Origin of the sequence: Microbacterium testaceum StLB037 (assembly GCF_900104345.1) — a bacterium.
Classification (GTDB): Bacteria; Actinomycetota; Actinomycetes; order Actinomycetales; family Microbacteriaceae; genus Microbacterium; species Microbacterium testaceum_A.
In genome coordinates, this window is record NZ_FNJN01000005.1 from 95,554 (window position 1) to 109,730 (window position 14,177).

Annotated in this window: 10 protein-coding genes; 6 read left to right on the forward strand and 4 right to left on the reverse strand. The window is 68.9% G+C overall.

What is annotated here, in order from left to right; all coding sequences use genetic code 11:
- Positions 1–188 precede the first annotated feature (188 nt).
- The 4 genes from recQ to BLS25_RS11880 form a co-directional block, all read right to left on the reverse strand.
- Entirely contained in the window at positions 189–2,228 is a 2,040-nt protein-coding gene (recQ, locus tag BLS25_RS11865) for a DNA helicase RecQ (protein WP_074695983.1), read from the reverse strand.
- A 95-nt stretch (positions 2,229–2,323) separates the two neighbouring features.
- Entirely contained in the window at positions 2,324–6,277 is a 3,954-nt protein-coding gene (gene eccCa, locus BLS25_RS11870; protein ID WP_256335583.1) for a type VII secretion protein EccCa, read from the reverse strand.
- 47 nt (positions 6,278–6,324) lie between these two features.
- Complete coding sequence (locus BLS25_RS16960; protein ID WP_074695988.1) at positions 6,325–7,332, reverse strand: RDD family protein; 1,008 nt, start codon at positions 7,330–7,332, stop codon at positions 6,325–6,327.
- Positions 7,329–8,693 (reverse strand): hypothetical protein, encoded by a 1,365-nt coding sequence (locus BLS25_RS11880; protein WP_176786366.1) that lies wholly within the window; start codon positions 8,691–8,693, stop codon positions 7,329–7,331. Before BLS25_RS11880 ends, BLS25_RS16960 begins: the two co-directional genes overlap by 4 nt.
- A 291-nt stretch (positions 8,694–8,984) precedes the next feature.
- On the opposite strand from BLS25_RS11880, the gene BLS25_RS11885 reads away from it, so the two are divergent.
- The 6 genes from BLS25_RS11885 to BLS25_RS11910 all read left to right on the forward strand — a co-directional run bounded on the left by BLS25_RS11885 (position 8,985) and on the right by BLS25_RS11910 (position 14,177).
- Entirely contained in the window at positions 8,985–9,296 is a 312-nt protein-coding gene (locus BLS25_RS11885; RefSeq protein WP_055831852.1) for a WXG100 family type VII secretion target, read from the forward strand.
- Between the two features lie 29 nt (positions 9,297–9,325).
- Positions 9,326–9,613, forward strand: coding sequence for a WXG100 family type VII secretion target (locus tag BLS25_RS11890; protein WP_225310219.1), 288 nt, complete (start codon positions 9,326–9,328; stop codon positions 9,611–9,613).
- Positions 9,614–9,743: 130 nt separating this feature from the next.
- Positions 9,744–10,142 carry a hypothetical protein gene (locus BLS25_RS11895; protein ID WP_143017937.1) on the forward strand — a complete coding sequence of 133 codons (399 nt, stop codon included), beginning with the start codon at positions 9,744–9,746 and terminating at the stop codon, positions 10,140–10,142.
- A gap of 5 nt (positions 10,143–10,147) precedes the next feature.
- Positions 10,148–11,434 carry a S8 family peptidase gene (locus tag BLS25_RS11900; RefSeq protein ID WP_074695993.1) on the forward strand — a complete coding sequence of 429 codons (1,287 nt, stop codon included), beginning with the start codon at positions 10,148–10,150 and terminating at the stop codon, positions 11,432–11,434.
- Positions 11,431–12,840, forward strand: coding sequence for a hypothetical protein (locus BLS25_RS11905; RefSeq protein WP_143017938.1), 1,410 nt, complete (start codon positions 11,431–11,433; stop codon positions 12,838–12,840). The genes BLS25_RS11900 and BLS25_RS11905 overlap by 4 nt, the downstream gene beginning before the upstream one ends.
- Positions 12,841–12,926: 86 nt before the next feature.
- A complete protein-coding gene (locus BLS25_RS11910; RefSeq protein WP_176786367.1) occupies positions 12,927–14,177 on the forward strand; it encodes a S8 family serine peptidase in 1,251 nt (416 codons plus the stop codon).

A 14,177-nucleotide genomic window follows, 5' to 3' on the forward strand; every position in this document is an offset into this window, starting at 1 on the left:
ACGGTAGGTGTCCCACAACGCGAGCCCAAACACCCTGTGCGATACCGACAACAACGCCGCGTCTCGTCTCGACGGGTCGTTGTGGGTGGTCAACATTCCCGTGTGTGCGCTGAGCGTCGAGTGGATGCCGTGGGTGCCGGCGCGTGCGAGCGCAGTGCGTCCTGCCTTTTGGCGCGCGGCGGGTCGCGTCAGTTCGCGGCGACGACGGTGAGGATCCCGTCGCCGTAAGCCTCTCGCTTCTTCGCGCCGATGCCGGTGATCCCGTCGAGGTCGCCGACCGAGCTCGGACGCGCGGCCGCGATCGCTCGCAGCGTCGCGTCGCCGAACACGATGTAGGCCGGTACGCCCTGCTCGCGAGCCTTCTCGGCGCGCCACGCGCGGAGCGCCTCGAACAGGTCGCGGTCGCCGGCAGCGACGTCGTCGGCGCTGGATTTGCGCTGACGGCTGCCTCCCCCGCCTCCCCCGGTGCGTCCGAGAGCGTCGCGGCGCAACGGCACGGGCGTCTCGCCGCGCAGGACGCCGGCCGAGGACTCGCTGAGGGCGAGCGTGCCGTAGTCGCCTTGCGCGACGATGATGCCGCGAGCGAGGAGCTGGCGGATGACGCTGCGCCAGTCCTGGTCGGACAGATCGGCGCCGAGGCCGTAGGTGCTGAGCCGGTCGTGGCCCTGCTGCGCGATGCGTTCGGTCTTCGCTCCGCGCAGGATGTCGATGAGGTGACCCGCGCCGAAGGCCTGGCCACGCTCGCGCTGCAGCCGCACGATCGTGGAGAGAAGCTTCTGCGCCGCGACGAGGCCGTCCCAGGTGTCGGGCGGCGTCAGACACGTGTCGCAGTTGCCGCACGGCTCGGATCGCTGCCCGAAGTAGTCGAGGAGGTTCTGCCGACGGCATCCGACCGTCTCGCAGAGGGCGAGCATCGCGTCGAGGTGCTGGCCGAGACGCATCTTGTACGACCGATCGCCCGGCGACTGGTCGATCATTCGACGCTGCTGGACCACGTCGCCCAGACCGTACGCCATCCATACGGTCGAGGGATCGCCGTCGCGCCCGGCGCGGCCGGTCTCTTGGTAGTACCCCTCGACGGATTTGGGCAGGTCGATGTGCGCGACGAAACGCACGTCAGGCTTGTCGATCCCCATGCCGAAGGCGATCGTGGCGACCATGATCACGCCGTCGTCGCGGAGGAAACGCGACTGGTTGGCTGCGCGCACGGAGGCGTCGAGACCCGCGTGGTACGGCAGAGCGTCGAGGCCCTGAGCGCTGAGATAGGCCGCCGTCTGCTCCACGCTCTTGCGACTCAGTGCGTAGACGATGCCGGCGGAGCCCTCGGGCTGCGAGCGGATGAACTGCACGAGCTGCCGCCGCGGGTCGACCTTGGCGTCGATGCGGTACTGGATGTTGGGGCGGTCAAAGCTCGCGACGAACCCGCGCGCGTCGCGCAGGCGTAGCCGCTCGATGATCTCCTGCGCGGTCGCGGGGGTGGCCGTGGCGGTGAGGGCCATGCGTGGGACATCGGGGAACCGGTCGGCGAGGTCGCCGAGGGCGAGGTAATCGGGCCGGAAGTCGTGGCCCCATTGCGACACGCAGTGCGCCTCGTCGATGGCGATGACGCTGAGCCGACCGCGTGCGAGGAAAGCCAGGGTCTGCGCGCCGTTGAGCCGCTCGGGCGCGACGTAGAGAAGATCGAGTTCACCCGCGAGATACGCCTGCTCGACGGCCTGCCGCTCGGCGGGCGCCTGTGTGGAGTTGAGGTAGCCCGCGCGCACACCGTTGGCGATGAGCGCCTCGACCTGGTCGTGCATCAGGGCGATCAGGGGGCTGACGACGAGACCCGTGCCCGGGCGTACGAGCGCGGGCACCTGGTAGGTGACGCTTTTTCCGCCGCCGGTGGGCATGAGCACGACGGCGTCTCCGCCGTTCACGACGTGCTGCACGATCTCGGCTTGATCGCCGCGGAAGGCGTCGTACCCGTACACCTCGTGCAGGACCTCGCGCGGATCCCGGCCCGTGAAGTCGCGAACGGCCGGGAGCTCTCGCGCGGTGCCGGTGACGGCCACCGCGCGCGCGAACGGGGACGACGGGTCGACCGGCGGCGGCGGCGCGTCGAAGTCCTCGGGCGGAGCGAACTGGTCGGGGTCCCAGTCGGCCCCGGCGTAGGGGTCGTCGGGGAGGTCGTACGGCTCGGGCGGCGCGTCGGCGTACGACTCGGATGCGGCGCCGGGATAAGTCACCCCCCAACGGTAACCCGGGCCACCGACACGCACACCGCCCCGGCATCCATCGGGGGATGCCGGGGCGGAAGACGCTCCTGTGGAGGATCGTCGGATCAGTGCGTGGGCGGCGCGAACACCAGCTGCGAGGCGAGGAGCCCCTGCTCGCGGCTGACGATCTGCGCACGGCCGGGGGCCGCTCGTTCCGGCTTCACTCGACCGATGAGCGCCCCCTCCTCGGGGTTTCCACCGAGCAGGATGCCGGTGACGCCCAGGTCGGTGAAGCGCTGGATGATCGGGTCGTACGCGGCACGGCTGGCCCCGCCCGAACGGCGGGTCAGGATGACGTGCAGACCGAGGTCGCCGGCCTGGGCCAGCAAGGGCTGCAGCACCGCGATCGGGTTGCCCTGGCTCGTGGCGACCAGGTCGTAGTCGTCGATGAGGATGAACCCCTCGGCGCCCTTCCACCAGCTGCGTTCCCGCAGCTGGGTCGGTGTGACGTCGGGCCCGGGGATGCGCGTCGAGAAATACTGCGACAGGTCGTTCATCCCACCCGTGGCCAGATCGTGCGAGGTGAGATACGCACCGAGGTACTCGTCGGGGATCTCGCCGAGGAGCGCACGGCGGTAGTCGACGACGAAGATCTTCGCCTCGGCGGGCGTGTACAGCCGCTGGATCTCTTTGGCCACGCCGCGCAGGAACGACGACTTGCCCATCCCCGAGTCGCCGTAGACGAACAGGTGCGGTTCGACGCGGGGGTCGATGCCGAAGGGCGACAGCTGCGCTTCTTCGATGCCGAGCAGCATCCGGCGATCGCCCGGCTCGGCGAGGGCGCGCACCGCGTCGAGCGAGATGTTCTCGGGCAGAAGGCGGAGCTTCGGCCCCGGCTCCCCGTGCCAGGCGTTCGTGATCCTGCCGATCATGTCGGCGACACCGTCGGCGATCGTCGAGGGGTCGTCCGAACCGTCGATGCGCGGGACGGACGTGAGCATCTGCAACTTCGACACGGCGAGACCGCGGCCGGGCTGACCGACCGGGACGTTGGCCGCCTGCTTGCGGTCGACGTCCGAGTCGGTGGGGTCGCCCAAGCGCAGCTCGAGGCGCGTCTGAATGAGGTCCTTGAGGTTCGCGCGGATCTCGAGCCACCGATTCGCGGTGACGACGACGTGCACGCCGAAGCTGAGGCCGCGAGCGGCGATCGTCTGCACTCGCGCCTCGAGCGGTTCGAACTCCGACCGGAGCGTCGACCAGCCGTCGATGATGAGGAACACGTCGCCGAACCCGTCGTCGAGACGCCCGTCGCGCCGCCGCGAGCGATAGGTCTCGATCGAGTCGACGGCGTTGCGGCGGAAGTACTGCTCGCGCGCGTCGAGCACGGCCTCGACCTCGGCGATCGCACGGCGGACGGCCTCGGGCTCGGTGCGGGTGGCCACGCCCGAGATGTGCGGGTGCTTCTGCATCGCGGTGAAGCCACCGCCGCCGAAGTCGAGCACGAAGAACTGGAACTCCTGCGGGGTTCCGGTCAGCGCCAGGGCCGAGACGAGGGTGCGCGCGAGGGTCGACTTTCCGCTCAGCGGGGAGCCGACGATCGCCACGTGACCGGCGGCGCCTCCCAGCGACACCGTGAGGTGATCGCGACGCTGTTCGAGGGGGATGTCGACGACGCCGATCGGCACGGTGAGCGCTCCCGCTTCGCGCCAACGACGCGAGACGAGTCCGAGGGCCGGGTCCTCCGCGAGGTCGGGCATGAGCTCGTCGAGCGGGGCGGGATCGGCCAGCGGCGGCAGCCACACCTGGTGCGCCTCGGGTCCGCGGTCCTTCATGCGGTCGACGGCGATCTGGAAGGTCGAGCGCTTGTCGGTGGCCGGGGTGGCGAGCGCCGCGGGCGTGGCATCCGTGTTCTCTTCGACCGGCTCATCGTCGGGCTGGGCGAGGGCGGTGAACACCTCGACGCGGGCCGGGCCCGTCGACCCGGACTCCAGGTCGTCCACGTTCAGACGGGCGTTGCCCTTCGGGCGGCCCGAGACGTACGCCGCGCGGAACTGGACGAGGTTCTCGGTGTCGCTCTTGAGGAATCCGACTCCGGGCTCCTGCGGCAACGTGTACGCGTCGGGGGTTCCGATGATCGTGCGGGACTCGGCGGCCGAGAAGGTGCGCAGACCGATCCGGTACGACAGGTACGTGTCGAGACCGCGCAGCTTGCCCTCTTCGAGCCGCTGGGATGCCAGCAGAAGGTGCACGTGCAGGGATCGACCGACGCGACCGATGTTGAGGAAGCTGTCGACGAATTCGGGCTTGGCCGTCAGCAGCTCCGAGAACTCATCGACGACGACCAGGAGAGCCGGCAACGGGGCCAGGTCGGACCGACCGCCGAGGCGCGCGGTCTCGTACTCGCCGACGTTCGCGAAGTTGCCCGCGGCGCGCAGCAGCTCCTGGCGCCGCACGACCTCTCCCTGCAGGGCGTCCTGGAAGCGGTCGACGAGCGCGAGCTCGCTGCCGAGGTTGGTGATGACCGCCGACACGTGCGGCATCTCGGCCATGCCGGCGAACGTCGCGCCACCCTTGAAGTCGACGAGCACGAAGTTCAGCTGCTCGGGCGAGTGCGTCATCGCCAGCGCGAGCACGAGCGTGCGCAACACCTCGGACTTACCCGAACCGGTCGCGCCGACCATGACGCCGTGGGGGCCCATGCCCTGCGACGCGGACTCCTTGAGGTCGAGGATGAGCGGGGTACCCGAGGGCTCCTGACCGATCGGCACACGCAGGCGGTCGCGCTCGAGGCGGCGCGTCCACGCCTGATCGAAGTTCACCGTGCGAACGTCCGGCAGTCCGAGCAGCTCGGTGAGCTCCAGCTGCCCCTGCGTGGTCGGCGCGTCGACGACGACCATGGGCGCCGGCCGCAGGGGCATGAGCCGACGGGCGGTCGCCTCCGCTTCGGCGATGGTCATGGCATCCGGAATGAAGGTCTGGGCCCGGCCCGCTCCGTCGATGAATTCGGCAGGGGCGACGACTGGCTTCGACTCGGCGCGACGGCCCCGCGCGACGACGGGCGCCTCTGCGAGCGCGACGCGCGCGACGTGGGGGTCGTCGAGTTCGTCCCAGCGCGGGGGCAGGTCGATCACGGTCACGCCCTGCGCACCCTCGAGGCCGACGAGCGGGCTGTTCGTGGGGGTCTCGACCCCGTCCACGATGAGCACCACGTGCGGGGTCACTCCCCCGCCCGGGGTGAAGCGCGGACGCGTGGAGAGCTGCGGGGGCAGCATGTCGACGAGCTCGTCGAGCGATGCCGAGATCATGCGCGCGGGGCCGAGCCGGTCCTGCACACGCGACGACATCGCGTGCGGGAGCCACTTGGCCCAGTCCCACGCGGGCATCTGCGCGGGACCGGCGAGGATCGCGATGATGACGTCCTCGGGGTCGTGCAGGGTCGCGGCGGAGGCCACCAGCGAGCGCGCGAGACTGCGGACGGCGTCTTCGTCGGAGCCCACGAGCTCGATGCGCGAGTAGTCGCCGAGGGGGAATCCCAGCGGCAGATCGCGCTGCATCTCGTGGGTCAGCATGAAGCGGTGCGCGGCCGACGCGGCCACCGGGTCGAGCTGGGCCAGGGGCGGGAGCTCGGGCGCCTCGAGCGTGAGGCTGAGCGGCTGGTCGGTGACGCCGATGCGGGCGAGGAGGAACGTCTCGTCGCCGGGCTGGCGCTCCCACACGCGCGAGCGCTCCTCGGCGATGAACGGAAGAGCGGCCGGGGCCGGCATGATCCACCCGCCGTGGCGGCGCTGCTTGCGAGCCGCGACGCGCACGGTGTCACGCAGGTCGGACAGGTAGGCGAGGTACTCGCGGCGATTGCCGAGCACCTGCGCATTGCGCTGGGCGCGCTGACGCCACCCGTTGACCGCCACGAAGCCGAGGGACGACAGCAGGAACATGCCACCGATGAGGAAGCCCGTCGGTCCGCTGTTCGAGATGGTCACCATCACGATGGCGCCCACGCTGCCGAGCATCGGCAGGAGGGAGGTCAGGATGCCGCTACCCCCCTCGTTCGGCACGAGTTCGGGTGGCGGCTGGAGCACGATCCGCCCATTGGGCAAGGACGGCGGGGCGATGCGCGGACCCGTGCTCACACCGGACCTCCGATCAGACGACTCAGGGTGAAGACGCGTTCGCTGAGGCGCACGCGGGTGCCCTCCTCGAGCAGGGTGCGGGAACCGGGGCGCAGCACGTGGACGGTGCCGTCGTCGTCGATCAGCTCCGATCCGTTCGTGGATCCGGCGTCGGTGACCCACGCGGTCTCGCCGTCGTGCTCGAGACGCAGGTGGGTCTTCGAGATGAGGCGGTCGGGGTCGTCGACCGAGATGAGCACGTCGTTCGGCTGATCCGCGACGGGAGCGCGACCGAAGTTGACGGCGGCGGGGAGGTCGAACTGTTCGCGCTGGCCGGTGTCGAAGACGACGAGCAGTTGCGCGCGGCCGACGCCCGGGGTGCGCGTGGGAGCGGCCGGCGACGGGGCGACGGGCTCGGGGGCGATGGTCGCGGGACGCTCACCCGCGACGCTCGGCGCCTCGATCGCGATGATGGGGGCGTCCCACGCCTGCGCGAGCGGAAGGGCCGCCGCCGACGAATCCATGCGCAGCGGCTCGCGGGCTGCACCGGTGCGCTGGACGGTGGGCTCCGACAGACTGCGGGGCTCGTCGGCATCCGGAGTCTGCTTTCCGCGGGGCACGGACAGCAGAACCGTTCCCGCGGCGCGATCGGCCCAGGAGCGCCGACGCCCCGAGGTGTCGAACGCCGCCGAGGCGACGACGACCCACGCGCCCACGAGGAGGACGAAGCCACCCAGCACCACGAGAAGGCCCCGGACGAAGGCGCGGCCGGCACCTGGCACGACGGGCTCCTCGGCGCGAGCGGTGCGCAGCCCGAACAGCAGGGCCCCCGGCGTGACGCCACGTCGCGCCTGGAGGATCCACAGGCCGAGCAGGGCCTCGGCGGCGACCGCCGCTCCCAGCACGGGAGAAGTGAGAAGGGATGCCACGCCCGAGGCGATGACAACGAGGGCCGCGTCGACACTGAAGGCTCCTACGCGCACCCCCACCGTCGCGGGCGCGCCGAACGGCGTCAGCTGCGTCATGTCGCCATCATCGCACGCGCGATCTCCACTGCTCCGGCGGCGAGCATGCCCGCCGGAAGAGACAGTGCCGTGGCCAGCGCCTCGAAGATGTCGCCGGTTCGCGACCAGCCCAGAGAACGCAATCCGCGACCCACGGGGACGACCAGAAGGGCCGAACCCAGACCGACCACCAGCAGGATGCCGGCGAAGACCACCAGCATGTCGGGAGAGACCCTCGGCAGCAACGCCATCAGGACGGCGACCACCACGGCGGCCGCCCCCAGGCGCTCCACCCACCGCAGGAACGGCACCGTGCTGCGGCGGGAGCTGAGCAGGAGGGCGAGGACGACGGTCGCCGCCAGAGCGATGCGCCCACCGAGGACGACCGGATTGTCGGTGTCGAAGGACGGCAGGGCGGTGAACGCGCTGGCCGCGCCGGCGGCGATCAGCAAGACCACACCGATCGTGAGGCGGGCGGTGGAGCGTTCGACCAGCGCGTCGGCGTCGTCGGCTTCGATGGTGCGGACCTCGTCGGGGAGGTTCTGGCGCACCGTCCAGCGCGTGCTCTGGAAACGGCCGTAGTCGATGAAGGTACCGGGGGCCACGTCGACGAGGCTCGACTGCAGTACGCGCTGCGCCACCGGGACCAAACCGAGGGTCACGGCGGCCGGCGCCGACGGGTCGAGGTGCATCAGCAGCGAGAGGCCCCAGACGGCGGCCAGAACGGCGAGCACGATCGTCGCCGTGCGACTCTGCGCCCGCAAGGTCTCGGTGGCACCGAGCACGCCGACGACGCCGGCGACGACGGCCCCCGACAGAAGACCCGTGAAGATCGCGACGAGCGGGGCGGAGGCGGGGAGGCCGGGGACCACCGCGACACCGCCGCCGAAAGCCAGACCGATCACCCCCACCACGGGAGCGAGGATCGGCGTGCGCGAACGGGCGCGCAGCGCGAACACCGCGCCCGCGGACAGAGCGGCGAGGAGCGCCAGCACCGCGACGGGCCCGCGCACAGAGACCGGAAGGCCATCGCCTCCGACAAGACGGAGGAGGGCCAGGATGCCACCGCCCGCGGCGAGTACCCACCACGCGGCCGAGACGCGCATCGCGCTCGGCGCCGCAGCGGCGCGGGCGACAGCGTCGGGAAGAGAGGCGCCGGGGTCGACCAGCACGAGGACCACTCCGTCTTCCAGAGAGGTCATCGCCGTCGACCGGTCGATCTCGCGGCCCGAGATTCCTACGACGCGGGCGCCGCGGGCGGTGTCGGAACCGGCCGCGCGGAGGACGTCGTCGACGCGGGCGCGAAGAGGAACGACCAGGTCGAACCGGGATTCGCCATCGATGAGCGCCACACGACGCCCCTGCATCACCTCTGCGCTCAACGGTCCCCCTCGTTCTCGCGCTCTCCGACCCGCAGGCCGCAACCGCACCAGCGTATCCGTCCCGCGCGGACCCGTGTTCGCCTTTCCACCGTTCACCGGGGATAAAGATGAGAGTTTTGTCATCTTTCAAATTGCGCAAGAGGCTTGAACCGGGGGGATGCTTTACGTAAGTTCGAAGTCCGGTGGGGGGCTCCGGTTCCTCCATCGACGCCGTGCGCGGGTCATCTATCCCCGTGCGCGTATTCGATCCGCAACGCCCGGGCGCGCCCGGAGGAACATCGAGGAGACACAGTGGCAGATCTCATCGCAGCCCAGGAGGGTGCGCTTCGTCGAGGGGCCGAGGCGGTCAACACCGCGAAGTCGGGCATCGACGAGCAGGTGCGCAAGGTTCGCACCGAGCTCGACCAGGTGGCCGGTTTCTGGACCGGCGCCGCAGCCGGCTCGTACACGCAGCTCATGCAGCGGTGGAACGAAGAGACCACCAAGCTCAACAACGTGCTCGTCACGCTCGAGGATGCCCTCCGCGGCACCGAGCGCGACCAGGCCGCGTCCGAAGAGTCGCACCAGCAGACCATCGGCAACCTGGGCTCCCTGCTCGGCTGACCCCGCTCGACACGAAAGAAGGAACTCTCATGCAGTCCATGTCCGTTCGTCCCGAGCAGGTCATCGCGCTCTCGGGTCAGATCCGCAACGGTGCCTCCGGCATCCGCACCCGCCTCGACGAGCTCGAGTCGCAGGTCAACGCCCTTCGCTCCTCGTGGGATGGTGAGGCGCAGACCGCTTACGACCAGGCTCAGGCCCAGTGGACCCAGTCCATCACCCGCCTGAACGAGCTCCTGCAGCAGATCGCCGGCAAGACCGACGAGATCGCCCAGGGCTACACCTCGACCGACAAGTCCGCCGCCGGCCGCTTCGTCTGAGTCGCCTCGAGCCGGCGGTCGCTGAGGCGGCCGCCGGCTCTTGCGGCCCGTTCGGGCCGCCCCACATCTTTTTCGGCGGCGTCAGCCGTCTGACCGCACCCTCTCGATCGCGAAGAAACGAGTGATCCTCATGGCCAACGTGATCCGTCTCGACGGCGACCTTGCCAATTACAACGCGCAGTTAGTCACCTCAGTGGCGAGCGAGCTGCCGCCTCAGGCGAGCGTGAGCCAGGTCGAGGGCCCGTCCCAGGGTGCGACGGCGGCTGATTTCATGGGCCACCTCCGGACACGGGCACAGCAGTTGGCTGCTGAAGTAGGACGCGTTCAGCAGTACGTGCACGAGAATGCGCAGGCCCTTTCCGCAGCCGTCAACACGCTCCGTGAACGAGATGAGTTGAGCGCGTCCGAGGCTGCGCAGACGACGTCGCTCATTGAGACCGCCGCAACAGCACCTTCCCTGGCCGGATCCGCCGGCACTTCCGGTGGCGCCGCAGGCGTCCGCGGGGTGCTTCCTGGGGCACCTCAGTGAGGACTATGCGCGTAATCAAGCTCTGCGCCGCAGTCTTAGCCTCAGCCGCCATATTCACCGGCACGGTCGCGCCCGCGGCGGCCGCAACGGCAAACGAGTCGACCGCCCAGGCGAATCTCGACTACTGGTGGGGCGCATACGGAGTCGACAATGCCCATCAACAAGGCCTAACTGGGAAGGGCGTAAAGGTCGCAGTCCTAGAGAAGCAAATCAATCCCGATCTTCCGGTGTTCGAAGGTCGGAGCCTGAAGGTCTTCGATCAGCCTCTATGCGTCAACAAGACAACCGTGGCCACCACGGAAGCGACGAGCGCCTCCGTCCACGGAACCACAATGGCTGCGTACGTTATCGGCAATGGGACGGGGGCAGGGGGCGTCCGAGGGATTGCTCCCGACGCCGACGTGACGTTCTACGGATACGGCGAAGATGACGGGCCCTCATGTAACACGGCTGACGGTGCACAGATCACGGAGTTTGCTGCGGGTGTCAAGCAAGCGACCGATGACGGCGCGAAGATCATCTTCACGAGCATCGGGGGAACAGCGCGTGTAGACGACGCTCCCGCCGTGGCCTATGCGATCTCCCACGGCGCAGTGGTCATCGCAGCCTCAATCAACCCGGGCGTGCTGGGGGCGAGATATGACGACCTCGGGTCTTTCAACGGCGTTGTGTCGGCAACCGGAATCGACCGAGACGGCAACCTGCAAACAGAGGACGGCGAACCGTTCGTCATTCCACAGACGACCGTCGTCGCCGCCGGCGTCGACATGCCGGCAGTAGGAAGCACGGGCGATTGGAGCACGTCCGTGGGAGCCACAGGCTCTTCGTTCGCTCCCCCAATCATCGCGGGCATGCTCGCATTGGCCGCACAGAGGTCGCCACAAGCTACAGGCAATCAGCTGGTCCAAGCACTCGTCGCAACAACGAACGGCGCACAGCACACACCGACACGCACGGAAGACGGGTACGGGTACGGAGCGGCATGGCTTCCTTCCCTGCTCACCGTCGACCCCACAACGTTGCCGGACGAGACTCCCCTCATGGGAAAGCCTGCGGGTTTCCCGACGGAAGAGCAGATCGCGCAGGCGAAAGCGAATGGGTACTCGCCCGACGAGAGATCGAGTTCGATCGATAAATACCGTGAGCAGAACGGGGCTTCTCAATCCGATGCGGCCCCCATCGCGCTGTGGGTAGCTATTGGACTCAGCCTTCTCGTCGTCGCGGCAATCGTCATTACCGTCATTATCGTCGTCAGTCAGCGCCGCAAGGCGGGTAAGGAGCGGGCAGCATGACCGGACCTTGGGAAGAAAGTCTTCGAGAATTGGCCGAGCCCACCGTTCCGTGGGGGCTGCCGAGCTACGAGGAACTAAACAGCGCGCTAGCAACGCTCAAGCAGGTCGTCAGTCGAGTGGCCAACGAGCCCGGTATTGCAGGCTTGGCGGGCGATGCTGCCGTATCCAAGTTTCAGTACGCCGCAGGGGAGATCCAGCAACAGATCGATTACCTCAGCGGTCCACTCAAAGAGCAGATCGACGAAGCAAACCGGATTCGTGAACAAGCCCGCGAGGCGCTCGCGGCCCTGCCCGCCGGAAGCTTGTCAGGGCAGCAGGAGGGACTCGTGCGCGGGGCGGCGATCGGCACGACGATCTTGCTTGGCCCCATTTCCTTCCTTGCCGGCGAAGGCGCCGTCAGTCTCGCAAACTCCTGGATGTCTCAGCAGCGCGAGGCCGCGGCTGAGAACGCTCTGACCACGGCTTCGGACAAGCTGGACCAAGTCGAGATTGCCAGTCCGCCAAAGTTCGACGCCCCGTCTTTCGAAGAGCCGAAGCCCCCCAAAGAGGAAGTCAAAGGCGGCGGCGAGGGCGGCAGCACCGGGGGCGGCGGTGGGCGCTCCGGTGGCCGCAGCATCGAGCAGTACCCCCAATGGAACCCAAACCCCACCGTGACGAACCCCGGTGGCAACGACAGCGGAGAGCCGCAGCCCGAGTACCACACGCTGCCGCTGCCGACCGAGATCGGGCCGCGACCGCATGGCCCGATCCACAGCGACCTCCCCATCGTCGACCTCGACAACATCAAGCCCGAGCCCACTCCGGACGGCTCGATCATCGGCAATCCAACCCTGCCCGGGGCCATCCCCTCGGCGCCCGGAGGAGGACTTCTCGGGGGTTCCGGCGGCGCGGGAGCGGGCATCGGCTCGGGTCTCGGCGCGGGTCTGATCGCCGGCGGTGGCGGTGCGGCCGCACTCGGCAGCATTGCGCGTGGCGCGGGCGCTCCGGGCGGCAGCCTGTTCAGCGGTGCCGGCGGAACGGCGACTTCCGGTGCCGCAGGTCGCTCCGGTGGCCTGCTCGGTAAGACCGCCGCGGCCGGATCAGGTCTCGGTACTCGCGGCGTCGGCGGAATGGGCGGTGCTGCCGGAGGCGGCGCGCCCGCACAATCGACGGCGAAGGGTGCCGGCATGCGAGCCGGCGGCGTCGGCGGCGGAGGCTCGGCGGGCGGCGCAGCCGCTGGCGGCGGGGCTCGCGGCGCCGGTGCCGGCAGCCGTGGCGTCGGCGGAATGGGCGGGCCCGGCTCTCGCTCCGACCGTCGCGACGAAGCATCCCGTGGGCTCGGCGGTCCCATCGCTCCTCGCATGGAGGACGATGAAGAGATCGGCCCCCGCTCCGAGAACGCCCAGGCTGGCGGACGCGACGAGTGATCCCAGCTCACGTCATGGCCCGCGGCAAAGACACGCGGACAGAAGGTGACAGAAGACGGCGTCTCCGGGTCGGGCTCTTAGTCGCGGTGGCGATCGCCACCGCGCTGCCTGCTGCCGCCGTGTCCTCCACGGCCCAAGCTGCGGGCGAGGACACTTTGGGGCGTTGGTGGGCGCAATACGGAGTCGACACTGCCCACGCGGCCGGCATCACGGGGGCCGGGGTGAAGGTCGCGGTCATCGACGAGCAGATAAACCCGGATCTCCCTGTCTTCGCTGGTCGCGATCTCAAGGTTTCCACCACGCAGCTCTGCAAAGTTCCGACGAACCCCGTGTCGAACGACGCCACGAAGAGTTCTCTCCACGGGACCGCCATGGCCGCGCTCATCATCGGCAACGGTACGGGTGGCGGGTCGGTCCGAGGTATTGCCCCCGACGCAGATGTAACATTCTACGGCTATGGTCCCGATGACGGGGGCCCGATATGCGATCCGAACACCACGGACGACATTTCGGTCTTCGGATACGCAGTCAAGACAGCGGTCGATGACGGTGCCAAAATCATCACGACATCCGTAGGCGCGACTGCGTATGCGAACGACGGCCCGGTCATCGCTTACGCTTTAGCTCGCGGAGTCGCCATCGTCGCAGCGACGCCCAATCCGAGCCAAGGGCTCGTCGATTACAAAAAGGGCTACGACGCGATGAATGGGGTCGTCGGTGTGACTGCTATCGACGAGAACGGCAATCTCCAGTCCGAGGCAGGGCAACCCCTCGCGTTGCCGCAGACCACAGTGGTCGCCGCGGGATTCGACCTTCCATCAGTAGGCGTCCTCGGCGACTGGAACGGCACGGCCGCCCGCACGGGGTCTTCGAACTCGGCGCCGATCGTCGCCGCCATGCTCGCACTGGCCGCACAGAAGTACCCCGAGGCCACGGGCAATCAGCTCGTGCACTCCCTGATCGCAACGACCAACGGTGAAGTAAAGGAGCGTGTGCAGTCGAGCGACGGCTACGGTTACGGCGCGGCCTGGTTGCCCACTCTTCTCGAAAATGACCCATCGTCCTACCCCGATGAGACGCCGCTGATGGAGAAAGCCGCCGGCTTCCCCACGGCCGAGCAGATCTCGACGGCGCGGACGGACGGCTTCGTCCCCGCCACGCGAGGGCGGAGTTTCGACAAGACCCTGGATGACGTGCCGCAGCAGGGATTCGACATCTCTTCGGTGGTCCCCTGGATCGTCGTCGGAATCGTCGCCCTTGTTTTGTTCGCCGCCGCTGTCACCATCGCAGTCATCGTCCTTCAGCGGCGCAAGGACAAGAAGGGGGTCGTGTCGTGA

What these genes read in the sequence shown, in the direction of transcription:
- BLS25_RS16960 (WP_074695988.1), bottom strand. Translation starts at nt 7,332, where the DNA reads ATGACGCAGCTGACGCCGTTCGGCGCGCCCGCGACGGTGGGGGTGCGC.
- BLS25_RS11905 (WP_143017938.1), top strand. Translation starts at nt 11,431, where the DNA reads ATGACCGGACCTTGGGAAGAAAGTCTTCGAGAATTGGCCGAGCCCACC.
- BLS25_RS11895 (WP_143017937.1), top strand. Translation starts at nt 9,744, where the DNA reads ATGGCCAACGTGATCCGTCTCGACGGCGACCTTGCCAATTACAACGCG.
- BLS25_RS11900 (WP_074695993.1), top strand. Translation starts at nt 10,148, where the DNA reads ATGCGCGTAATCAAGCTCTGCGCCGCAGTCTTAGCCTCAGCCGCCATA.
- BLS25_RS11890 (WP_225310219.1), top strand. Translation starts at nt 9,326, where the DNA reads ATGCAGTCCATGTCCGTTCGTCCCGAGCAGGTCATCGCGCTCTCGGGT.